This is a genomic window from Streptomyces sp. NPDC048424 (genome assembly GCF_040651555.1).
Taxonomy (GTDB): domain Bacteria; phylum Actinomycetota; class Actinomycetes; order Streptomycetales; family Streptomycetaceae; genus Streptomyces.
The window spans coordinates 159,774-180,212 of record NZ_JBEZKE010000014.1 but is presented as its reverse complement, the minus strand read 5'-3'; the positions used below and the strand labels follow the sequence as shown (position 1 = coordinate 180,212).

Genomic DNA, 20,439 nt, shown 5'->3' with positions numbered 1-20,439 from the left:
GGCATTTTGGCGTGAACATCGAGGGCTGAGGGCCCGAGGGCCAGGGACTGAGAGCCGAGGGAAGTGGTGCAGATGGGGGTGGTGGAAGACCGCATCGGACCCGTGCATCCCCGTGACCGGTTCCTGCACGGCGAGTCGGTCGAGGGGAGCGTGCGGGGGCCGATCCTGCACTCGTGGCAGCGCAGCCGGCTGCTGGGCCTCTCGCCCGACCAGTCCGAGCTTCCCTTCACGCAGGACTTCGACCCGGACGGCCGGCTCATCCGCGCCGCCCGGCCCGTACTCGACCGACTGGAGTCGGTCTTCGCGGGCAGCCAGATGAACATCAGCCTCGCCGACGGGTACGGCACCGTCCTCGAACGCCGCTTCGGCGAGAAGTCCATGGTCAAGCGCCTCTCCCCGATCCAGACCGTCCCGGGCTTCGTCTTCGCCGAGCAGTTCGCCGGTACGAACGGCATCGGTCTCACCCTCGCGGAACGGCGGCTCTGTCAGGTCTTCGGCGCCGAGCACTTCGCCGAGCGGTCCCAGTCGAGCGCCTGTACGGCGATCCCCCTGCGCGACCAGCTCAGCGGGCACATCGAAGGCGTCCTGTGCCTCGGCTATCCCTACACCGACGCGGACCCGGCCCTGATCCCCGTGGTGCGCAAGGCGGCCGAGGCCATCGAACGACGGCTGATGGAGCAGAGTTCGGCGCGTGAACGCGGCCTGCTGCACGCCTATCTCGAGGCCGCGAGCCGGACCGGGGCCGAGGACCACAGCGGCAACGGACACGCGCTCGGCATGTCCGAGCTGCTCCAGAGCGAGCTGGAGCAGAGCGATCAGATGACGCTCAAGGAGAAGGCCACGGAGCTGATGTCCTCGGCCCAGTGGGCGGCCGCGGACGTGCCCCTCTCCCGCGACCGGTGGGTCACCCTCGTGAGCCGCCCCGTGACGAGCCCCTCCGGGGTGGAGGGCATCGTCATCGAGGCGCTCCTGCCCGACGAGGACGAACGGCACGCCCCCGCCCCCACCGGCCCGCCGCCCGGACCCCTGTCCCGCGCCGTGCCCCGTACGCCCACGCGGGCGGCCCGCGCGCCCGGCACGTCCGGCGGCACACTCGGCACATCCGCCACGGCGGGGACAGCAGGCGCAGCCGCAGCCGGCTCCGAGGACGCCGCGGGCGGCATGGTCCGCGGGCTGGTGCTGGTGGGCGAGCCCGAGGTGGGCAAGTACGCCGTCGCCGCGCGGCGCCGTCTGGAGCTGCTGGCCGAGGCCAGCAACAGCATCGGCACCACCCTGGACGTGGGCCGCACCGCCTGGGAGCTCGCCGAGATAGCCGTCCCGCGGCTGGCCGACTTCGTCACCATCGACATGCCGGAGGCCGTCCTGCGCGGCGAGGAGTCCGCCCACCCCACCACCGAGATGCGGCGAACGGTGGTCCACGGAATCCGCGAGGACTGCCCCTTCTACCCGGTGGGCGAGCAGGTCACCCTGCGCCCGACCACGCCCCACATGCGCTCCCTGACCACCGGTCAGCCCGTGCTGGAACCCGATCTGAAGGCCGCCTTCGGCTGGATCGCCCAGGACCCCGAGCACGCCGAGCTGCTCCTCGCGCACAACATCCACTCCCTCATCACCGTCCCCCTGTTCGCCCGCGGCGTCCTCCTGGGCATCGCGAGCTTCTACCGTTCGCAGGACCCGGCCCCCTACGGGGACGACGACCGGTCCCTGGCCAAGGAGCTCGCCGCCCGCGCCGCCCTCTGCATCGACAACGCCCGCCGCTACACCCGGGAACACACCCTCGCCCTGGCCCTGCAGCGCAGCCTGCTCCCGCGCGGCCTCCCCGACCAGGTCGCCGTGGAGGTGGCCCACCGCTACCTGCCCGCCGAGTCCGGAGTGGGCGGCGACTGGTTCGACGTCATCCCCCTGTCCGGCACCCGCGTCGCCCTCCTCGTCGGCGACGTCGTCGGCCACGGGCTGCACGCCGCCGCCACGATGGGCCGGCTGCGCACCGCCGCCCGCAACTTCGCCGAACTGGAACTCGCCCCCGACGAACTCCTCACCCACCTCGACAACCTGATGGTGCGCCTCGACCGCGAGGAGGGCGGGGACAACCCGGCCCTCGGCAGCGGCATCGTCGGCGCCACCTTCCTCTACGCCATCTACGACCCCACTTCGCAGCGGTGCACCATGGCCCGGGCCGGCCACCCGCCGCCCGCGCTGGTCCACCCGGACGGCACCGTGACCCTCCTCGAACTGCCGGCGGGACCCCCGCTCGGCCTCGGCGGCCTGCCCTTCGAGTCCGTCGAGATGCGACTCCCCGAGCACAGCCAGCTGGTCCTCTACACCGACGGGCTCATCGACGACCGCCATCGCGACATCGACGTGTCCCTGGACGAGCTCATCCGCGCACTGGCCCACCCGGACCGCGCCCCCGAGGAGACCTGCCAGGCGGTGCTCGACGCCGTGGCGCCCGAGCACCCCGGGGACGACATAGCCCTCCTCGTCGCCCGCACCAACGCCGTGTCCCCCGACCGGATCGCCTCGTGGGACCTGGCCGCCGACCCGGCCATGGTCGGCGAGGTCCGCGCCGCCGCCGTGAGCCAGCTGGGCCGGTGGGGGCTGGAGGAGTCCGCGTTCGCCACGGAACTGCTGCTCAGCGAGCTGGTCACCAACGCCGTCCGCTACGGCACCGCGCCCATCCGGGTACGCCTCATCCTCGACCGCACCCTGATCTGCGAGGTGTACGACGCGAGCAGCACCGCCCCGCGCATGCGCCACGCCGCCAGCACCGACGAAGGCGGCCGCGGCCTGTTCCTCGTCGCCCAGCTCTCCCAGGCCTGGGGCACCCGCTACACCACCGAGGGCAAGGTCATCTGGGCCGAGTGCGCTCTGACCGCGGCGTGACGGCGGCGCCCGCGACGGGCACATCCCGGCGCCCGGCGAGTTCAATACCGGAGATACACCGTCAGATCGGCATAGAATCCCCCATGCAGTCGGGAAGAACTCGGAGGCCGACCCCCGGAGAAGTCTGTGCATGACGCTCCCGACACCTCGATGAGCCCGCCCCCTCCCGTCGGTGGCGAACCCCTGGTGCGCATCCGCGGTCTCGGCAAGCGGTTCGGCGGCACCGTGGCGCTGGCCGCGGTCGACCTGGACATCCACCGGGGCAGCGTCCTCGCCCTGCTCGGTCCCAACGGCGCCGGCAAGTCCACCCTCATCAAGGTGCTCGCCGGGGTCCACCACGCCGACGAGGGCGAGGTGACCGTGGCCGGCCACCCGCTCGGCTCCCACGCCGCCGCCCGCACCATGTCCTTCATCCACCAGGACCTCGGTCTCGTCGAGTGGATGACGGTGGCCGAGAACGTCGCCCTGGGCACCGGCTACCCGCGCCGGCGCGGACTGATCTCATGGCGGCGCACCCGGGAGAGCTGCGACGAGGCCCTGCGGATCGTCGCCGGGCACCTGGACGCCGACGCCCGCATCGCCGACCTCGCCCCCGCCGAGCGCTCGCTGGTCGCCATCGCCCGCGCCCTGGCGACCGAGGCCGAGCTCATCGTGCTCGACGAGCCGACAGCCACCCTCCCCGCCGCGGACTGCGCCCGGCTGTTCGCGGTCCTGCACGCCCTGCGCGACCGGGGGCACGGCATCCTCTACGTCAGCCACCGCCTCGACGAGGTGTACAAGGTCGCCGACACCTTCGCCGTCCTGCGCGACGGCCGCGTGGTCGAACGCGGTCCCCTCGCCGGCTTCGGCCCCGCCCGGCTGGTGCGCGCCATCGTGGGCCACGAACCGTCCGCCCACGCGCCGACCGCGCCCCGCGCCACCACCGGCCCGCCCCTCCTGCGCCTCGACGGCGTGCGGACGGCGTACGCCGGACCGGTCAGCCTGGACCTGCGGGCCGGCGAGATCCTCGGCATGGTGGGCCTGACCGGCGCCGGCCACATGGACCTGGGCCGCGCCCTCGCCGGCGCCCGGCCGATGCTCGGCGGGCCGGCCCTGCTCGACGGCCGGCCGTACCGCCCCCGCCGGGTCTCCGCCGCCCTCGACTCCGGCGTCGGCTTCGTGGCGGGCAACCGTCAGGAGGAGGGCTGCGCCGCCGAACTGACCGTGCGGGAGAACTTCCTGGCGAACCCCCGGGCGGCCGGCGTCCCGGCGCTGCGGTGGACCGGTCCCCGGCGCGAGCGCGCCGAGGCGACCGCCCTCATCGACCGCTTCTCCGTGCACCCCCGCGACAGCGAGGTGCCGATCGCCACCCTGTCCGGCGGCAACCAGCAGAAGGTGATGGTCGGCCGGTGGCTGCGCGGGAACCTGCGCCTGCTCGTCCTCGAAGAGCCGACCGCCAGTGTGGACGTCGGCGCCAAGGCCGTGATCCACCGGCTGCTCGACGACGCGCTGGCCTCCGGCCTGGCGGTCCTGCTCATCTCCACCGATTTCGAGGAGGTCGCGGACGTGTGCCACCGCGCGCTGGTGTTCGTCCGCGGGACCGTGAGCGCCGAACTCAGCGGTGCGGCGCTCACCGTCACCGAACTCACCCGGACCGCCTCGGCCATGCCCCCGACCACCGGGACCACGACGAGCCGATGACCCGATCCCCCTCGCCCCGGTCCCTGCTGGGCCACCTCCGCGGGCACCTCATCGGCGGCTACGGTCTCCTGGCCCTCGCCGTCCTGCTCTTCCTGGTCTTCTCCCTCACCCTGCCGGACACCTTCCCCACCCGGGACAACATCTCCTCGATCCTCTCCAACCAGTCGATCCCCGCCCTCCTGGCGCTCGGCGCGACGGTCCCGATCGCCGCCGGCAAGTTCGACCTGTCCATCGGCTACGGTCTCGGCCTGGCGCACGTGCTGGTGATGCAGCTCATCGTCAACGAGGGCTGGCCCTGGCCCCTCGCCTGCCTCGTCGTGATCCTCGGAGGGGCGGTGTCGGGCGCGGTCAACGGCGTCATCGTCGAGTTCGGGCAGATCGACTCCTTCATCGCCACGCTCGGCACCGGCAGCATCATGTACGCCTTCACCGGCTGGATCACCGACGGCGGCCGGATCGTCCCCGGCCCGGACGGCCTGCCCGCCGCCTTCACCGGCCTCTACGACTCCCGGTTCCTCGGGCTGCCGCTGCCGGCCTTCTACGTCCTCGCCCTCACGGCCGTCCTCTGGGTGGTCCTGGAGCGGCTGCCGCTCGGCCGGTACCTGTACGTCATCGGCTCCAACCCGCGCGCCGCCGGCATCATCGGCATCCCCACCCACCGGTACTCCGTGTACGCCTTCACCGCATCGGGTCTGATCGTCGGCTGCGCCGGGGTCCTCCTCGCGGCCCAGCAGCAGACCGGCAACCCCAGTGTCGGGCTGGAGTACCTGCTGCCCGCGTTCGTCGGCGCACTGCTCGGGGCCACCACGATCAAACCCGGCCGCGCCAACGTCCTCGGCACCGTCGTGGCCGTCGCCGTCCTCGCCATCGGCCTCGCGGGCATCGGCCAGCTCGGCGCCCAGTTCTGGGCCACGCCGCTGTTCAACGGCGCCACGCTGCTCATCGCCGTCGGCCTCGCCGGCTACTCGGCCCGCCGCCGGCTGCGCACCGGCACCACGGCGGCCCGCCGGTCCCCCGCGGAGCCCGCGGCCGCACCACCGCAGGACAGCCACCCGTAGCAGACCTCGTACGCGCACCCGCGCCAGGAGCACCGTGTACCCGAACCGCAAGACCACCCTCACCGCCGCATCAGCCCTGCTGACGGCGGCCACGGTCCTCGTCACCGGCTGCGGGAGCGGCCCGTCGACGGGCGCCGGGCCGTCGAAAACCGGGTGCCCCGCCACCCTCGCGAGGGCCGCGGTGGCCGTCCGGCAGGCCGAGAACTCCGACGCCGCCTGGCACGGCCCGACCAGCGGGCCCCCGGCGGCGTCCGGCAAGACCCTCGTCTACGTCGCACAGACCATGACCAACCCCGGTGTCGCGGGCGTCGCCAAGGGCGTCGAGGAGGCCGCGAAGGCCATCGGCTGGAAGCTCCGGGTGATCGACGGGGACGGCACCCCCGCCGGCATCCAGGCGGCGCTCAGCCAGGCCATCACGCTCAAGCCCTCCGGCATCGTCATCGGCGGCTTCGACCCCCAGCTGACCTCGCAGCAGATGGCGCGGGCCGAGGCCGCGCACATCCCGGTCGTCGGCTGGCACGCGGTCGGGTCGCCCGGTCCGAGCGAGCACCCCCGGCTCTTCACCAACGTCACCACGAAGGTGGAGGACGTGGCCAGGATCAGCGCGGACTGGATCATCGCCCGGTCCCGCGGCGACGCCGGAGTCGTCCTCTTCACCGACGACTCGATCCCCTTCGCCAAGAACAAGTCCGAGCTCATCCGGCAGGAGCTGGCCACCTGTTCCGGCGTACGGCTCCTGACGACCGAGAACATCCCCATCCCGGACGCCGCCAGCCGCACCCCGCAGGCGGTCTCCTCGCTCGTCTCCCGCTTCCAGGGCGACTGGACCCACTCCGTCGCCATCAACGACCTCTACTTCGCGGACGCGGCCCCGGCGCTGCGCGCGGCCGGCAAGCCCGGGGCCGGACCGCCCTTCAACATCGGCGCGGGCGACGGCGACCCGTCCGCCTTCCAGCGGATCAACAGCGAGCAGTTCCAGGCCGCCACCGTCCCCGAGCCGTTGTCCCAGCAGGGCTGGCAGATCGTCGACGAGTTCAACCGCGCCTTCGCCGGCCGGCCGGCCAGTGGCTACGTGGCCCCCGTCCACATCGCGACGGCCGACAACAGTGACGGCGCCACGTCCTGGGATCCGGCCGGCTACCGCGAGGGGTACCTCAGGATCTGGGGCAAGTGACCCGCACGCCCCCGGCCGCCGCCGGGGGCTGCGGGCGGCACCTACTGGTACGGGTCGAAGGGGATGCCCGCCGGCTTGGCCTCGGCGAGGTGGGAGGCGAAGGAGTCGTCCCTCAGGCCGAAGTGGGCGCTGCCGAAATCGGCCTGGCTGAGCTTGTCGCGCAGGGTGGCGGGGTAGCCCGACCATCCGACGAGCGTGGGGAACTGCCAGGTGCCGCGGTGGTTCTCGGGCGGCTCGTCGTTGGTGTTCGCCGCGCGGAAGCAGTGCGTGCCGACACCGTCCTTGTGGTAGACGATCTTGGGGTGGGTGCCGTCCCAGCGGATCTGGTCACGGGTGTGGACGTTGAAGTCGCCGTGGGCGGAGGTCGCGACGTACTTGGCCTCGTTGTTCTGGATCCACACCACGACGTGTTCCCAGTCGTGGCGGTGGCCGCCGAGGGAGATGCCGGCGAGGGCCTGGTCCTTCTCGAAGTAGAGCGCGTAGACCACGGCGCACCAGCCGTTGTTGCACTTCCAGCGGGAGTAGCCGTTGGTGTTCTGGAGGTCCGAGGCGTCCCGGCAGTTTCCGTTGAGGGCTCCGGTGGGTTTGAGTCCCCCGTTCAGTTCTCCGCCCGGGCCTATGGCGGGGGTCGGGTAACAGCCGTCGGTGTCGTAGTCGTAGGCGGGCTGGAAGGTCCGCTCGATCGCCTCGGCCTGGCCGGGCAGGGCCGCGGGCGGGGCGGCGAAGGCCACCTGGGGAATGCCGACGACCAGCGCGAGGGCTGCCCCGACGACCACGGTTGATCTCCGGATGTGACGGTTCGTCCGCAAAACGGGCTCCTGACCGGTCGGCTCGACGAGGGCGCGCGCATCGCGGCCGCCTTCGGCCGACACGCCCGGAGCATCATTCGCGAACCGCGGGCGGCACGGCAAGGGTCCGAGCGGCCCCTCTTTCCCGCTTCGAGCGGAGCCGGATCCCCTTACCGGTAAAGAGATTTGACGTGATGTCAGGACATCGGAACAGGGCCTTCCACCGGCTCGCGACCGCCCTTCCGGCGCGAAACCCGGATGAGATCCCGGGCCGGCCCCTGTTCGATGTGCGGTATGGAAAACCCCTGGCGCGAGCGTTGGAGCCGGGAGCGCGGCAGGCCGCTCCGGTACGTCCTGGTGGAGGAGAGGGATCACGGGCCGGACGGCAGGAGCCACCCCTACGCCCACGGATACGACCTGCTGGCGAAGTGCGCCGACATCGAAGGGCTGTTCGCCGAACCGCCGGTGCCCGTCGTGCCCCGAGAGGAGCTGGTGCTGTTCTCGTGCGCACCGCTCGGCCGGCTCCGCGACGCCGTCGACGGCAAGGACGGCGGGCGGATCGGCGACATGCTGATCGAAGTGCGCCTCAAGGGCGAGAAGGTGCACGACTGGGGCTACGAGCTGTGCGACGCCGTCGTCGTGGACCAGCAGCCCGGTCCGGAGGACGCCTCACTCGTCGACATCGCCGTGACGGCCGGGGTCCGGCCGCCCGACTGGCCCATCGGCACACCGTCGCTGGATCGACAGCGACAGTTCGGCTTCGACCTCTCCGACGCGGAGGGGGCCACCCCGTACGGCTCCTGCGCGGCGATGCCCCGGCTCTTCCAGCCCCGGAGGCCTCCGGAACCGGTAGAGCTCCGGCTCATGGGCTGCGACCCCGACGCCCCGATCCTGTCGCGGGGCCACGGCGTCACCTGGCTGGAGGTCCTGGCGGTCGACCGGGCGGGCCGTGTCATGGCCGGCCGGACGGCCGGGCTGTCGGTCGTCGGGACACGATCCTCCGAGCTCGGCGGCGGCCTGCTCGACGTCACCGTCTCCGGAGAGGTCGAGGAACACCCCGGGCCGGAGCTCGAACCGGTGTGGGAGGTGTGGCGGGACGGTCGCCCCACCGAGCCCAACCAGTGGGCGCGGCTCCCGGAAGAGCTGCGGAGGGAATGGCTCTGGCTCACGGAGAAGCGCCACGGCCCGGACCGGACCGGCGGCGAGTACCACCTCGACGGCCGGTACGTGACCGGCCACTACGCCCTGCACTGCGCGCTGGGAGAGGCGCTGGGCAGCCCGGGCGGATACTACGGCCGGTGCTGGAACTCGCTGTTCGACTGCCTGTCCGGCGGATTCGGCGCCGTCCCGCCCTTCACTCTGGTCTGGCACGACTTCGAGGTCGCTCGGCTGGCCCTGGCCCGCGAAGGCCTGACCGCCGATTCCTACGCCGAGGAGGTCGTCGGCCGCCTGCGGGCCTTCGGGGCCACCGTCGAGCTCGCGTAGCGGACGGTCAGCGTCCGATGGTGTTCATCAGGACGATGGCGAGGAGGTTCAGGAAGATGACGGCGACGACGCCGCCGATCATGATCCAGGCCCTGCGTGATTCGTCCATGCGTAGGAGTCACCTCCCGGCTCGGACGAGCCCTCCGCGAGGGCCCGTCGATCTCCCGCCATCATCACCCGGTTCCGCGCGGAGCACAGATCGGCCGCCCGGCCCGGCCGGTCCCTGCGGTCAGGCGACCCAGGTGCCCGTCATGCCGACGACCGCCGAGCCGTCCTGGTCGGCCAGCTTGTTGCCCGTGAAGTCGCGGGCCCACTGCGAGGTCTGGATGCGGAACGCGGGCCGGTCCACGGTCAGCGCCTCCATCACGGACTCGGCCGCGCCGGCCGGGGTCTGGGCGCCGTCCAGGAACTGGCCGACCGTGCGCTCGACGTAGTGGCGCAGCGCGTCGGCGTACGGGCCCGCCTCGGCGATCCGGGCTTCGATGTCGAGCCCGAGGTTGTTGACGAACTCGGTGGCCACGGCGCCCGGCTCGATGACGGACACGCTCACGCCGACGGCGCCCGCGACGGGGGCCAGGCTCTCCATGTACCCCTCGACGGCGAACTTCGCGGCGCAGTAGGCCTCGTTGAAGGGCTGGCCGATGACGCCGCCGACGCTGGTGACCGTGATCAGGCGGCCGCCGGTGGCCCGCAGGTGCGGCAGTGCGGCCTTGGAGACGTTCAGCACGCCGAAGAAGTTGACCTCCATGACCTCGCGGACGTCGGCGACGGTCTCGAGTTCGAGGGTGCCGACGTGCCCGGCGCCGGCGTTGTTCACGACGGCGTCCAGTCGGCCGTAGTCGGCGATCACGCCGTCCACGGCAGCGGTGACGGAGGCCTCGTCGACGACGTCGAGCTGTCGGATGTCGAGCTCGACGCCCGCCTCGGCGGCCGCCTTGCGCAGGGCGTCGGCCTTGCCGGTGTCACGCAGCGTGGCGACCGTCCGCCAGCCGGCCCGGGCGGCGGCGACGGCGGCCGCCAGGCCGATGCCGGAGGAGGTGCCGGTGATCAGGACGGTGCGGAGGGAGGCGTCGGGGGTGGGGAGGGTCGACATGACGGTCACCTTTCACGGAACGTGATTTATGTGCGTGCACACACACCATAAAGTTATGTGCGTGCGCACGCAAGCTCTAGACTGCCGACATGCCGAAGAAGCTCACCGAAGCCGAGATGCCGGCGGCCGACTACGCCTTCTACGGGCTGGTCTGGGCCGGCACCACGATGACCGACCGCGTCGACCGCGCCCTCGTGAAGGCCCACGACCTCCCCGTGTCCTGGTTCGAGGTCATGCTGTGGCTGGCGTCCAGCCCCGAGCCCGTCCCCGCTTCCGTCCTCGGCAACAGCACGCTGCTCAGCCGCAGCCAGGTCTCCCGGGTGGTGGACGCCCTGCAGACCCGCGGCCTGGTGACCCGCACGCCCTCGGCACGCGACGCCCGCTCGGTGGAGGTCGCCCTCACGGAGGCCGGACGCACGGTGTTCGCCGCGGCCGACGCCACCCGGCGGGAAGCCCTGGCCCCGGTCTTCACCGAGCTCCTCGACGAGCGGGACCTGGAGGCGCTGGGGACCGTGTGGCGCAAGCTCAAGGCAGAGAAGGCCCGCCTTCAGGACTGAGCGTGGCGGCGGCGGCGAAGAGGCGGGCGCAGCGCCGGGTCATGGCCTCCGGGGACTGCTCCGGATGCTTGACCCACCAGCGGACGAGGGTGGCGACCAGGTCCCGCCAGACGTACTTGAGCGCGTCGGCGTCCAGCGGGTCGGTGGATCCGGCCGCGCGCAGCAGGTCGGCGGTGCCGCCGGCGGCGAGCCCGTCGATGGCCGTCCAGTACTCCGAAGCCCTGCGGGCGGCCTCGCCGCCGGCCGGCAGCGTGGTGTCGTACAGCACGAACCACGCTTCCCGCCTCCCCTCCAGGGCGGCGAAGATCCCGTGCAGCACGCGCAGCGGCGTGTGCGGCGCGGTCCCGTCCGGGCCCATCGCCGTACGGATCGCGTCCAGCAGCCGGTCCCCGACGGGGACCAGGCAGGCGACGTACAGGTCCTCCTTGGTCCCGAGGTACTGGTGCAGCAGCGTCTTGGTGACGCCCACGCGCGCGGCGATCGCGGGGAGCGACGCGGCCGCGTAGCCGTGCGCGGCGAACTCCTCCGCGGCGGCCTCCAGCATCTGCTGCCGGCGGTGCTCCCGCGGGACGCCTTTGGTGCCGGCCTTCCGAGTGCCGGCCCTCTTGGTGCCGGCCTTCGAAATCGGGGCTGGTGGGGTTGCCATGAGCAGATATTATCAGTAGGTAATTTACCGCTAGGTAAATTACCTCGACCCCTGGAGTGCCCCATGGCCGGCACCACCGCGCAACCGACGTCCCGTGCCCGCTCCTGGTGGGGCTGGGGGTGGGCCGACGCCCATCCCGACGACGCCGAATGCGCCGCGATGGGCGCCCTCCTGCCCGGTACCCTCGCCCGCCCGCTCCCCGTGCCCCGGGTACGGGACCTGGGCATCGGCAGCTCCGCCGTGCGGCCCCCTCGGAGCCTCGCCCGGCTGGTCACCGCCGATCCCGCCGACCGCGCCGCCCACGCCATGGGCAAGGCGTACCGCGACGTGATGCGCGCCCTGCGCGGGCGGCCCGGCCGCGTCCCCGACCTCGTCGCCCGACCGCTGGACGACCGGGACGTGGCCGACCTGCTGGACTGGGCCGGCGAGCGGCGGGTCGCCGTCGTCCCGTACGGCGGGGGCTCCTCGGTCACCGGGGGCGTGGAGTACCGGGGCGACGAGCACCGCGCGGTGCTGTCACTCGACCTGACCGCCATGGGCCGCGTCCTGGAGGTCGACTCCGAGGGCCGGTCCGCCCGCATCCAGGCGGGCACCCTCGGGCCGAGCCTGGAGGACCAGCTGCGGCCGCACGGCCTGACCCTGCGGCACTTCCCGCAGAGCTTCGAGTTCTCCACCCTCGGGGGCTGGCTCGCCACCCGGGCCGGCGGCCACTACGCCACCGGCCGTACGCACATCGACGACTTCGTGCAGTCGATGCGCGTGGTGACCCCGGCCGGCACCGGCGAATCCTGGCGGCTGCCCGCCTCGGGCGCCGGCCCCTCCCCCGACCGTCTGTTCCTGGGCTCCGAAGGGGCCCTCGGCATCATCACCGAGGCATGGGTCCGGGTGCAGGAACGCCCCCGCCACAAGGCGTCCGCCGCGGTCTCCTTCGCCGACTTCCACGACGCGCTCCGGGCGGTGCGCGCCCTCGCGCAGTCCGACCTCTCCCCCGCCAACTGCCGTCTGCTGGACGCCGGTGAGGCCGCGCTGTCGGGCGCGGCCCAGGACGGCCGCGCGGTGCGGTGCTCGGTTTCGAGTCGGCGGACGAACCGGTGACCGCCCGGCTCGACCGGGCCGTCGCCCTGGCCCGTTCGCACGGCGGCCGGCGCGGGGCGGCGAACGGGGGCGGTGACACGGCCGCCGGTGCGTCCGGTGACGCGGCCGTGGGCGCCTGGCGTTCGGCCTTCCTTCGGATGCCCTACCTGCGCGACGGCCTGGCCAGGATGGGCGCCGTCGCGGAGACCTTCGAGACGGCCGCCACCTGGGACCGGATCCCGGGCCTGATCGACGCGGTGCGCACCGAGGTGGGCGCGGCGGCGCTCAAGGCCACCGGACACCCCGCGACGGTCAACTGCCGTCTGACGCACGTGTATCCGGACGGCGCGGCCCCGTACTTCACCGTCCTCGCCGCCGGCCGGCCCGGTGACGAGGTCGCCCTGTGGGACGACCTCAAGGCCGTCGCGGGCGAGGTCCTGCACCGCCACCGGGCCACCATCACCCACCACCACGCCGTGGGCCGGGACCACCGCCCGGACTACGACCGCCAGCGCCCCGAGCCCTTCGCCCTCGCGCTGCGGGCCGCGAAGGGGGCGCTGGACCCGCACGGCATCCTCAACCCCGGCGTCCTCGTGGACTGACCGGTCCCGTGGGCGGCGGGTGGGGCCGGGTCCGCCGGGGGGCGGATCCGGCCCTCGGGCCGGCGTGCGGGATCAGACGCGGTCAGACGCGGTCGGCGGCGATCAGCACGTACTGGAAGGAACCGTCCTTGTAGGACTCGATGAACGCCTCCTCGATACCCGTGACCAGCGAGGACGTGGCCCGCAGCTCCCAGTAGGGCAGCGTCTCGGGCGTCAGGTCGATGACGGCCTGCGGTACGAGACGGTTGTCGGCCATGGCGCGCAGGTACTCGCGGCGGGAGTGGATGTTGCACTCGAAGTGCGCGTTGATCTGCGAGACCCACTTCGAGGGCTGGCCGTAGCGCGGGTTCCAGCAGCCGGTGATGGTCACGTAGCGGCCGCCGACCGCGAGGACGCGGGAGTGCTCGGCGAAGAGGTCGTGCAGGTCGACGTACATGCTCGACTCGTTGTTCCAGGAGGCCGCGGCCTGCCCGGTCTCGAAGGGCGTGCTGAGCATGTTGCAGACGCGGGCGTGGACGTGGTCCTCGATGCCGAGTTCACGGGCGCGCTGGTTGGCGAAGTCGGCCTGCTTGGCCGACAGGGTGACGCCTTCGACCTTGCATCCGAAGCGCTGGTGGGCCATGACCATGGAGCCGCCGCGGCCGCAGCCGGCGTCGACGAGGGTGTCCTCGCGCCGGATGGGGCCGAGGTGGTTCAGGAGGACCTCGGCCTGCGCGGACTCCAGCCGGTGGAGCTCGGCGACCAGCTTCTTCTCGTACTCGCCGGAACCGGCGTCACCGAGGGAGGCGTGGTCGACGTCGCCGATGCCGTAGTGGTGGTGGTAAAGGCCGTCGACGTCGCCGAGCCGCAGGTTCACGGGCCTGGCCTCGTTGTTCCAGTAACGGGCGATGTCGCCCTGGTAGGGCGTCGCCGGGGAGGGGATGATCACGGAGGGGTCCGCGGATGTGGCGGCGGTGGTGGTGAGATCGGTGCTAGTCACGGATAAGTCCATCCTTACCAGAAGTCGGGCAGGCTGTAGCGGTAGGTGTTCGTCTGGTGCCAGTAGTGGTTGCCGTCGACCCATACGGCCACGCCCCGCAGGAAGCGCGACACGCTCGGGACGGGACAGGCGGCCGCCAGGGCGGCGGCTTCGGCTTCGAACTCGTGCATGAGGTCGTTGTGGACCTCGACCGCCTTCAGGTAGGCCTCCCGCTCGGACATGTCCTCGCGTTCGGCGATCACCACGGGCAGGTTCAGGTGCCGGCCGGGGCTGGCGAGTTCCTTGGTGTAGGAGTACAGGTCGTTGACGATCGTGGTGGCGTTGCCCGCGAGCGCGATGACCCGCTGCATGGCGGACTGCGCGTGGAGGTCCGCGGGCAGTTCGTAGCCGCCGACGGAGTCGGTGATCGTGGGGCAGGGGCGGAAGTTGTTGAACTGGCGCATCGCCAGGTACTCCCAGACCTCGGGTACGTGGTCCGTCTGGGCCCAGGCCGCCTCGGCGAGGTACCCCATGTGCAGACGGGCCATGTCGTGCCGGAACCTGTCGGCCTGGGAGGGAGTGGCCAGTTGGAGGAAGTACTCCATGGCGGAGCGGTAGGCGCGCCGCGGCGCGTCCGAGTGGAGCGACTGCGCCCACTCCGGCTCGTACTCCTTCGTCGTGTGGAGGGGGTCGAGGGCCGTGTGCGCCAGCAGGAGGCGTCCGCCGAGGCCGATGGGCGAGCCGCCGTGGTCCTCGCAGTAGCAGTCGTCGACCGCGTTCTCCGCGACCATCAGCCGGGTGGCGAGCATCAGGTGCTCGATGCTGGGGGCGTCCGGATGGCAGGCGACCATGTAGCGCCCGACGGAGAAGCCGTCGAACTCGCCCTCCCAGTCGTCGGGGTACAGGTCGACCTCGTCCACCGCCCAGTCCTTGATCCTGCGGCTGACCTCCTCCACCCGCGCGGGATCGGGCTCCGGGATCGGGTGGTGGTAGAGGCCGGGGATCGGATGGCCCGGCACCGGCTGCTCGGGCGCCGCGGGCGCGAGCGGCTCCGCGCCCCGGGCGGCCGGGTGCAGGCTCGCCGTGCCCAGCCCGCTGGGTCCGCGCAGGATCCGTTCGAGGGCCGGGCTCACCTGCCGCGCGGCGGCGGACCCGGCGTCGGATACGGGCGCCTGTACGGGCACTTCCGCGGGCACGGTGGACACGGCGCCGGCGGCCTCGACACCGGAGGCCAGGGCGTTGGCGAAGACGTGGGCCCCGAAACGGGCCGCAGCGGCAGGCAGGCTCGACTGCAGAGGGGAAGGCCCGGGCTCGGGCATCCGTGGCTCCTTGCTGGGGTGGGTGGGCTGTCCCGGACCGCCCCGGGCACGCTCGGCCGGCCCGGCCCGGAGGCCTGGCCGGCCGTCGTGGCCGTCGTGGCCGTCGGGGGGGGTGGGCACGCTGGGTCCTGTGCGGGCGATTTTCGTGGATCAGGCCGCGGCTCCCCCAGCTACCGCTGGGAGGTGCCCCCAGGCGCGGTGCATCGCAAGGCGGAGGAGCGCAGCTCGTACTCGGCCGTACTCGCGCGCTCCGACAACGCGGCGAGGTGCCGTGGCTGGGGGCACCTCCCAGCGGTAGCGGGGGGAACGGCGCGGGCCCGCGAAGATCGCCCGGACAGGGCCTAGTCGCGCCTGCGGGCGATCTGGACGTTCTCGAGCACGCCGAGCGCGTCGGGCACCAGGATCGCGGCGGAGTAGTAGGTGGTGACCAGGTAGGAGATGAGCGACTTCTCGTCGATGCCCATGAAGCGCACCGACAGGCCGGGCTCGTACTCCTCCGGCAGGCCGGTCTGGCGCAGGCCGATGACGCCCTGGTTGTCCTCGCCGGTTCGCATGACCAGCACGGAGCTGGTGTTCTCCTTGCTGATGGGGATCTTGTTGCAGGGCAGGATCGGGACCCCGCGCCAGGCCGGGACCTGCTGCCCGCCCACGTCGACGTGGTCCGGGTAGAGCCCGCGGGAGTTGAACTCGCGCCCGATGGCCGCGATCGTCCGGGGGTGGGCGAGGAAGAACTTGGAGCCGCGGCGGCGGCAGAGCAGCTCGTCGAGGTCGTCCGGGGTGGGCGGGCCGGAGTGGGTCTGGATCCGCTGCTTGAAGGCGGCGTTGTGGAGCAGGCCGAACTCCCGGTTGTTGATCAGCTCGTGCTCCTGGCGCTCGCGCAGCGCCTCGATGGTGAGCCTGAGCTGCTCCTCCGTCTGGTTGTGCGGCCCGTTGTAGAGGTCTGCGACCCTGGTGTGGATCCGCAGGACGGTCTGCGCGATGGACAGCTCGTACTCGCGGGGCTTGAGCTCGTAGTCGACGAAGGCGCCGGGCAGTTCGGCCTCGCCCGTGTGGCCGGCCGACATCGCGATCTCGGCCTCGCCGTGCTTGTTCTGCCGCTGGTGCGGGAGCGAGCTGAACCGCTGGACGTGGGACTGCAGGCTCGGCGCCGAGGACAGCACGGCGGCGAACTCGGCGCGGGACAGCGTGAGCAGGGTGCCGGGGGTTTCGGCGGTCGCGGTGTAGTCCCACGTGGCGTCCGCGTCCAGCAGGGCGTTCTCGCCGAACTGCTCGCCGTCGGCGAGGACGGCGACGGCGACCGCGTCACCGTACTTGCCGACGGACGTCTGGTTGATCCGTCCGTGGGCGATCAGGTGGATCTGGTCGGCGGGGGTGCCGCGCTCGACGAGCACCTCGCCGGCCCGGAAGTCGCGCTGGACGCACCGGCCGGCGATCGCGGCCAGCACCTCCTCGTCCTCGAAGCCGCGCAGCACGGCCAGTTCGCCGAGCTCGCGGGGGATCACCCGGACGTCGCCGCCGTCCTGGATGAACTCGATCCGCCCGTCGCCGACGGTGTAGCTGAGCCGGCGGTTCACCCGGTAGGTGCCGCCCTTGGTCTCCACCCAGGGGAGCATCCGCAGCAGCCACCGGGAGGTGATCTCCTGCATCTGCGGGGCGGACTTGGTCGTGCTGGCAAGGTTGCGGGCGGCGGCCGTACTCAGGCTGGACTGCTGGGGGGCTTCCAGCTGCGTTTCCTGGCTCGTGTCAACAGTCATCGGTCGAGCTCTCCTTCGTAAGGGCGGCGATCGGCATAAGTGCACGTCACCGGTGAAAGAGGAAAAAGAGGGGGGAATATTCGGGAATCCGTCCAGATCCCGGGGAACACTAACGGCGGGTACGTCCGGCGGACCCTGACACGCCGTCCTCATTACCTCGATGCAGTGATCTTGACCCGCACCACGTTTGCCCGGCCGACCGATGAGATCCAGCCTGGTCCAGACCGCCACGGTTCATCGCCGGCAGCGACCCCGGCGCCACATGGCGAAGGCCCGCCGCGCCCCTGGGGACGCGGCGGGCCTTCGCTCGGGCTACTTTCCGGCCTCGCGGCCGTCGACGTACGTTGCCACCACCTCGATGTCGCCGATGCGCGAGACGTCCACGCCGCGCGGGTCGTCGCCGAGCACGACCAGGTCTGCGCGTTTGCCCGGGGTGAGGCTGCCGGCCCGGTCCTCCCAGTGGCAGGCGTAGGCGCCGGCCACGGTGTACGCGTGCAGGGCCTCGTCCACGGTGATGCCCTCGTCCGGGCCGATCAGCCGGCCGGATGCGGAGGCGCGCTCGACCATGAACTGGACGGCCCGCAGCGGGGAGCCGTCGGTCACCGGACGGTCGGAGCTGCCGACCAGGGTGATGCCGTGGTCGAGGAACCCCCTGCCCCGGTAGAGCCAGGGCGCCCGCTCCGCGCCCATGATCGCCGCGTAGTCGTCGCCGAAGGAGCGCAGGAAACCGGGCTGGACCACCGCGCTGACGCCCAGTCGGGCCATGCGCGGGAGCTGGTCGGGGCGGATCAGTCCGGCGTGCTCGATGCGGTGCCGGGCACCGGGGCGGGGGCGCAGGCCCTGGGCGCGTTCCAGGGCGTCGAGGGCGACGTCGGCCGCGCGGTCGCCGATGGCGTGGACGGCGAGCTGCCAGCCGCCGAGGTGGCCGTCCACGATGGACTGCGCGAGCGCCTCGGGGTCGTCCTGCAACTGGCCCGCGTGGTCGAGGCCTTCGTAGGGGGCGCTCAGGGCGGCGGTACGGGCCATCATGCCGCCGTCGGTGAAGATCTTGAGGGCGCCCACGGAGAGCCAGTCGTCGCCGAAGCCCGTGCGCAGGCCGAGGTCGAGGGCCTTGGGGATGCCGTCGGCCTCGTGCGCGCCGACCGGGCGCAGCCTGTCGGCGGAGACCATCAGCTGGACCCGCAGCGGCAGCAGGCCCTTCTCCCGGGCCAGTTGGTAGGCGCCCAGCTCGACCGGGGTGTGGCCGAAGAGGGCGCCGCCGATGCCGGCCTCGGCGCAGGCGGTGATGCCCTCGGCCAGGCAGGTGCGGGCGGCGCGTCCGATGGACTCGGCCACCTCCTCCTGGGAGTACGGCAGTCGCAGGGCGCGGGCGGCGCCCATCGCGCCCTCGGCGAGGAAGCCGTTATCGTGCGGGACGTCGGCGGCGAGCAGGTCCAGGACGGCGGTGTTGACGACGCAGCCGTGCCCGGAGTCGTGCAGCACGTACAGCTTGTGGCCCTGGCTGACCGTGTCCAGTTCGGCTGCCGTCAGATGGCGTCCCAGTGCCCGTTGGTCGTAGCCGACGATGCTCACCCAGGCGCCGGGCGTGTTCTTCCGGGCGACGGCGTCCGCCACGATCGCGAGGGCGTCGTCGATGCGCGTACAGCCCGCGATGCTGGTGGTGTTCTGGGTGAAGCCGGTCCAGGGCAGGTGCACGTGGGCGTCGATGAACCCGGGGAGCACCGTGGCGCCCTGGAGGTCGATCACCTCGCGTGCGGGGAGGGCGGCGACGGCCTCGTCCAGGCCGACGATCCGGCCCTGCCAGATGCCGAGTTGGCGGGCGACCGGATGGTCCGGGTCCATGGTGAGGAAGCGGGCGTTGATGAGCTTGGTGCACAGCATGGGCGGTGTCGTCCCCCTGTGGGTGTCGGCCGGAGCGCGGGTCAGGCGTCGATCGACCGTACGAGGGAACGGGGGCGCAGGTCGGTCCAGTTGGCCTCGATGAACTCCAGGCAGGCCCCTCGGGTGTTCTCCTCGAAGACGGTCGTCCACCCGCCGGGCACCTCGGCGAAGGAGGGCCAGAGCGAGTGCTGGCCCTCGCCGTTCACCAGCACGAGGAAGCGGCCCTCGGCGTCGTCGAAGGGGTTGGTGCTCACGGTCGGTACCTCCCGGGAACGTCGTAATTAGGTTAGGCTCGCCTAATTCCGAAGAGCTTAGTCCTTCCCCTTGCCGCTCACAAGGAGATCCGCATGCGCCTGACCGATCCCGTCTCCGGCCGCGGGGCCGGCACGGACCACTCCTTCGCCGCGTACGGACTGCTCGGCGAACCCGGCACTGAAGCGTTCTGGGCGGCAGCGGGGGCGCCCGCCTCCGTCCGTACCGGCGACGGGAGTTGGACGACCCTGTTCCTGTGGCGCGGCGCCCCGGCGAGCATCGGGTTCGAGAGCTGGTCGGAGCCGGTGCCCCTGCGCCGGTGGGGCGGTACGGACTGCTGGTACGCCGAGGTCCCCATGCCCCCGCGGCTGCGGGTGAGCTACCAGTTCCTCGTCGACGGCGCGGCGCACGCCGACCCCTTCAACCCGGCCGGCGCGGGCGGCGACCGGTCCATCGCCGCGACCCCCGACGCTCCCGCCCAGCCGCACTGGCCCCTCATCGGCCCCTCGGACGTCCTGCCCCTCCCGCGCACCCGGCTCCGCTGGGCGAGCGAACGGCTCGGCGGGCGGCGTACCGTACGGGTCCACCCGGCGGGCGGTGGCGGACCGGTGGTCCTGCTGCTCGACGGGGATGACTGGCTGTACCTGCACCCGGCCGTGACCGCCTTCGACTCGGCCGTCGCCGCCGGCGAGATGCCCCCCGTGACCCTCGTGTTCCTGCCGGTCCGGGACCGGGAGGCCGAGTTCGGGTGCGGGCCCGGGCTGTGGGAGGCGGTGCGGGACGAACTGCTGCCCCTGGTGGCGGAGACCGGTCTGCCCGCGGACCGGGACCGTCTGGTGGTCGCCGGGCAGAGCCTCGGCGGGCTGAGCGCGCTGTACGCGGCGCTGGAGTTCCCTGACCTGGTGTCCCGGGTCACCTGCCAGTCGGCGTCGTTCTGGTGGGCGCCCGGCGCCCCGGACCTGGCGGACCCCCTGGGCGGCCCGGCGGGCGGCGCCCTCGCCGCGCGCCTGCGGGAGGGCCCCGACCTGTCCGGGCTGCGGATCGCCTTCGACGTGGGGGAACACGAAACCCGGATGCTGCCCCACTGCGAAGAGGTCGAGGCCCTGACCGAACGGGCCGGTGCGACCGTACGGGTGTCCCGCTCGGCGTCCGGCCACGACCGGGCGGGCTGGCGGCACGCCCTGCTCAGGGACGTCGGCTGGGCCCTCGGCTAGGCCCGTCCCTCTCGGCTCTCG

Annotated in this window: 15 protein-coding genes and 1 pseudogene; 8 read left to right on the top strand and 8 right to left on the bottom strand. The window is 72.6% G+C overall.

Going from position 1 to position 20,439, the window contains the following annotated elements; translation table 11 throughout:
- Nucleotides 1–72 precede the first annotated feature (72 nt).
- From AB0D29_RS21525 to AB0D29_RS21510, 4 genes are all read left to right on the top strand, one after another.
- On the top strand, nucleotides 73–2,883 hold the full coding sequence (locus tag AB0D29_RS21525; protein ID WP_362856263.1) for a SpoIIE family protein phosphatase: 2,811 nt from the start codon (nucleotides 73–75) through the stop codon (nucleotides 2,881–2,883).
- A 126-nt stretch (nucleotides 2,884–3,009) separates the two neighbouring features.
- Nucleotides 3,010–4,563, top strand: coding sequence for a sugar ABC transporter ATP-binding protein (locus tag AB0D29_RS21520; protein WP_362856261.1), 1,554 nt, complete (start codon nucleotides 3,010–3,012; stop codon nucleotides 4,561–4,563).
- Nucleotides 4,560–5,621: an ABC transporter permease gene (locus AB0D29_RS21515; protein ID WP_362856259.1), complete on the top strand. Its 1,062-nt coding sequence runs from the start codon at nucleotides 4,560–4,562 to the stop codon at nucleotides 5,619–5,621. The genes AB0D29_RS21520 and AB0D29_RS21515 overlap by 4 nt, the downstream gene beginning before the upstream one ends.
- A gap of 34 nt (nucleotides 5,622–5,655) precedes the next feature.
- Complete coding sequence (locus AB0D29_RS21510) at nucleotides 5,656–6,795, top strand: substrate-binding domain-containing protein (RefSeq protein WP_362856257.1); 1,140 nt, start codon at nucleotides 5,656–5,658, stop codon at nucleotides 6,793–6,795.
- A gap of 41 nt (nucleotides 6,796–6,836) precedes the next feature.
- Here the strand turns inward: AB0D29_RS21510 and AB0D29_RS21505 are convergent, their stop codons facing one another.
- A complete protein-coding gene (locus AB0D29_RS21505; protein WP_362856354.1) occupies nucleotides 6,837–7,604 on the bottom strand; it encodes an NPP1 family protein in 768 nt (255 codons plus the stop codon).
- A gap of 273 nt (nucleotides 7,605–7,877) precedes the next feature.
- On the opposite strand from AB0D29_RS21505, the gene AB0D29_RS21500 reads away from it, so the two are divergent.
- The gene (locus tag AB0D29_RS21500) at nucleotides 7,878–9,068 is read left to right on the top strand and encodes a barstar family protein (protein WP_362856255.1); all 1,191 of its coding nucleotides are present in this window, start codon (nucleotides 7,878–7,880) and stop codon (nucleotides 9,066–9,068) included.
- Nucleotides 9,069–9,297: 229 nt separating this feature from the next.
- Here the strand turns inward: AB0D29_RS21500 and AB0D29_RS21495 are convergent, their stop codons facing one another.
- A complete protein-coding gene (locus tag AB0D29_RS21495) occupies nucleotides 9,298–10,161 on the bottom strand; it encodes an SDR family NAD(P)-dependent oxidoreductase (RefSeq protein ID WP_362856253.1) in 864 nt (287 codons plus the stop codon).
- An 89-nt stretch (nucleotides 10,162–10,250) separates the two neighbouring features.
- On the opposite strand from AB0D29_RS21495, the gene AB0D29_RS21490 reads away from it, so the two are divergent.
- The gene (locus AB0D29_RS21490; protein ID WP_362856251.1) at nucleotides 10,251–10,718 is read left to right on the top strand and encodes a MarR family transcriptional regulator; all 468 of its coding nucleotides are present in this window, start codon (nucleotides 10,251–10,253) and stop codon (nucleotides 10,716–10,718) included.
- Here AB0D29_RS21490 and AB0D29_RS21485 read toward each other — a convergent pair.
- Nucleotides 10,687–11,364: a TetR/AcrR family transcriptional regulator gene (locus tag AB0D29_RS21485; protein ID WP_362856249.1), complete on the bottom strand. Its 678-nt coding sequence runs from the start codon at nucleotides 11,362–11,364 to the stop codon at nucleotides 10,687–10,689. The two genes, AB0D29_RS21490 and AB0D29_RS21485, sit on opposite strands and share 32 nt — an antisense overlap.
- Nucleotides 11,365–11,427: 63 nt before the next feature.
- Here AB0D29_RS21485 and AB0D29_RS21480 point away from each other — a divergent pair.
- Nucleotides 11,428–13,040: pseudogene (locus AB0D29_RS21480) on the top strand (FAD-binding oxidoreductase).
- Nucleotides 13,041–13,122: 82 nt separating this feature from the next.
- Here AB0D29_RS21480 and AB0D29_RS21475 read toward each other — a convergent pair.
- From AB0D29_RS21475 to AB0D29_RS21455, 5 genes are all read right to left on the bottom strand, one after another.
- On the bottom strand, nucleotides 13,123–14,031 hold the full coding sequence (locus tag AB0D29_RS21475) for a geranyl diphosphate 2-C-methyltransferase (RefSeq protein ID WP_362856247.1): 909 nt from the start codon (nucleotides 14,029–14,031) through the stop codon (nucleotides 13,123–13,125).
- 2 nt (nucleotides 14,032–14,033) lie between these two features.
- Nucleotides 14,034–15,317 (bottom strand): family 2 encapsulin nanocompartment cargo protein terpene cyclase, encoded by a 1,284-nt coding sequence (locus AB0D29_RS21470; protein WP_362856245.1) that lies wholly within the window; start codon nucleotides 15,315–15,317, stop codon nucleotides 14,034–14,036.
- 341 nt (nucleotides 15,318–15,658) lie between these two features.
- On the bottom strand, nucleotides 15,659–17,071 hold the full coding sequence (locus tag AB0D29_RS21465; protein WP_362856243.1) for a family 2B encapsulin nanocompartment shell protein: 1,413 nt from the start codon (nucleotides 17,069–17,071) through the stop codon (nucleotides 15,659–15,661).
- A gap of 312 nt (nucleotides 17,072–17,383) precedes the next feature.
- Nucleotides 17,384–18,952 carry an amidohydrolase gene (locus AB0D29_RS21460; protein ID WP_362856241.1) on the bottom strand — a complete coding sequence of 523 codons (1,569 nt, stop codon included), beginning with the start codon at nucleotides 18,950–18,952 and terminating at the stop codon, nucleotides 17,384–17,386.
- Nucleotides 18,953–18,993: 41 nt separating this feature from the next.
- Nucleotides 18,994–19,206: an MbtH family protein gene (locus AB0D29_RS21455; protein ID WP_351296379.1), complete on the bottom strand. Its 213-nt coding sequence runs from the start codon at nucleotides 19,204–19,206 to the stop codon at nucleotides 18,994–18,996.
- A 93-nt stretch (nucleotides 19,207–19,299) separates the two neighbouring features.
- Between AB0D29_RS21455 and AB0D29_RS21450 the strand changes: the two genes are divergently transcribed.
- On the top strand, nucleotides 19,300–20,418 hold the full coding sequence (locus AB0D29_RS21450) for an alpha/beta hydrolase-fold protein (RefSeq protein ID WP_362856239.1): 1,119 nt from the start codon (nucleotides 19,300–19,302) through the stop codon (nucleotides 20,416–20,418).
- Nucleotides 20,419–20,439: the final 21 nt, after the last annotated feature.

What these genes read in the sequence shown, in the direction of transcription:
- AB0D29_RS21525 (WP_362856263.1), top strand. Translation starts at nt 73, where the DNA reads ATGGGGGTGGTGGAAGACCGCATCGGACCCGTGCATCCCCGTGACCGG.
- AB0D29_RS21515 (WP_362856259.1), top strand. Translation starts at nt 4,560, where the DNA reads ATGACCCGATCCCCCTCGCCCCGGTCCCTGCTGGGCCACCTCCGCGGG.
- AB0D29_RS21500 (WP_362856255.1), top strand. Translation starts at nt 7,878, where the DNA reads ATGGAAAACCCCTGGCGCGAGCGTTGGAGCCGGGAGCGCGGCAGGCCG.
- AB0D29_RS21495 (WP_362856253.1), bottom strand. Translation starts at nt 10,161, where the DNA reads ATGTCGACCCTCCCCACCCCCGACGCCTCCCTCCGCACCGTCCTGATC.
- AB0D29_RS21490 (WP_362856251.1), top strand. Translation starts at nt 10,251, where the DNA reads ATGCCGAAGAAGCTCACCGAAGCCGAGATGCCGGCGGCCGACTACGCC.
- AB0D29_RS21485 (WP_362856249.1), bottom strand. Translation starts at nt 11,364, where the DNA reads ATGGCAACCCCACCAGCCCCGATTTCGAAGGCCGGCACCAAGAGGGCC.
- AB0D29_RS21475 (WP_362856247.1), bottom strand. Translation starts at nt 14,031, where the DNA reads ATGGACTTATCCGTGACTAGCACCGATCTCACCACCACCGCCGCCACA.
- AB0D29_RS21470 (WP_362856245.1), bottom strand. Translation starts at nt 15,317, where the DNA reads ATGCCCGAGCCCGGGCCTTCCCCTCTGCAGTCGAGCCTGCCTGCCGCT.
- AB0D29_RS21465 (WP_362856243.1), bottom strand. Translation starts at nt 17,071, where the DNA reads ATGACTGTTGACACGAGCCAGGAAACGCAGCTGGAAGCCCCCCAGCAG.
- AB0D29_RS21460 (WP_362856241.1), bottom strand. Translation starts at nt 18,952, where the DNA reads ATGCTGTGCACCAAGCTCATCAACGCCCGCTTCCTCACCATGGACCCG.
- AB0D29_RS21450 (WP_362856239.1), top strand. Translation starts at nt 19,300, where the DNA reads ATGCGCCTGACCGATCCCGTCTCCGGCCGCGGGGCCGGCACGGACCAC.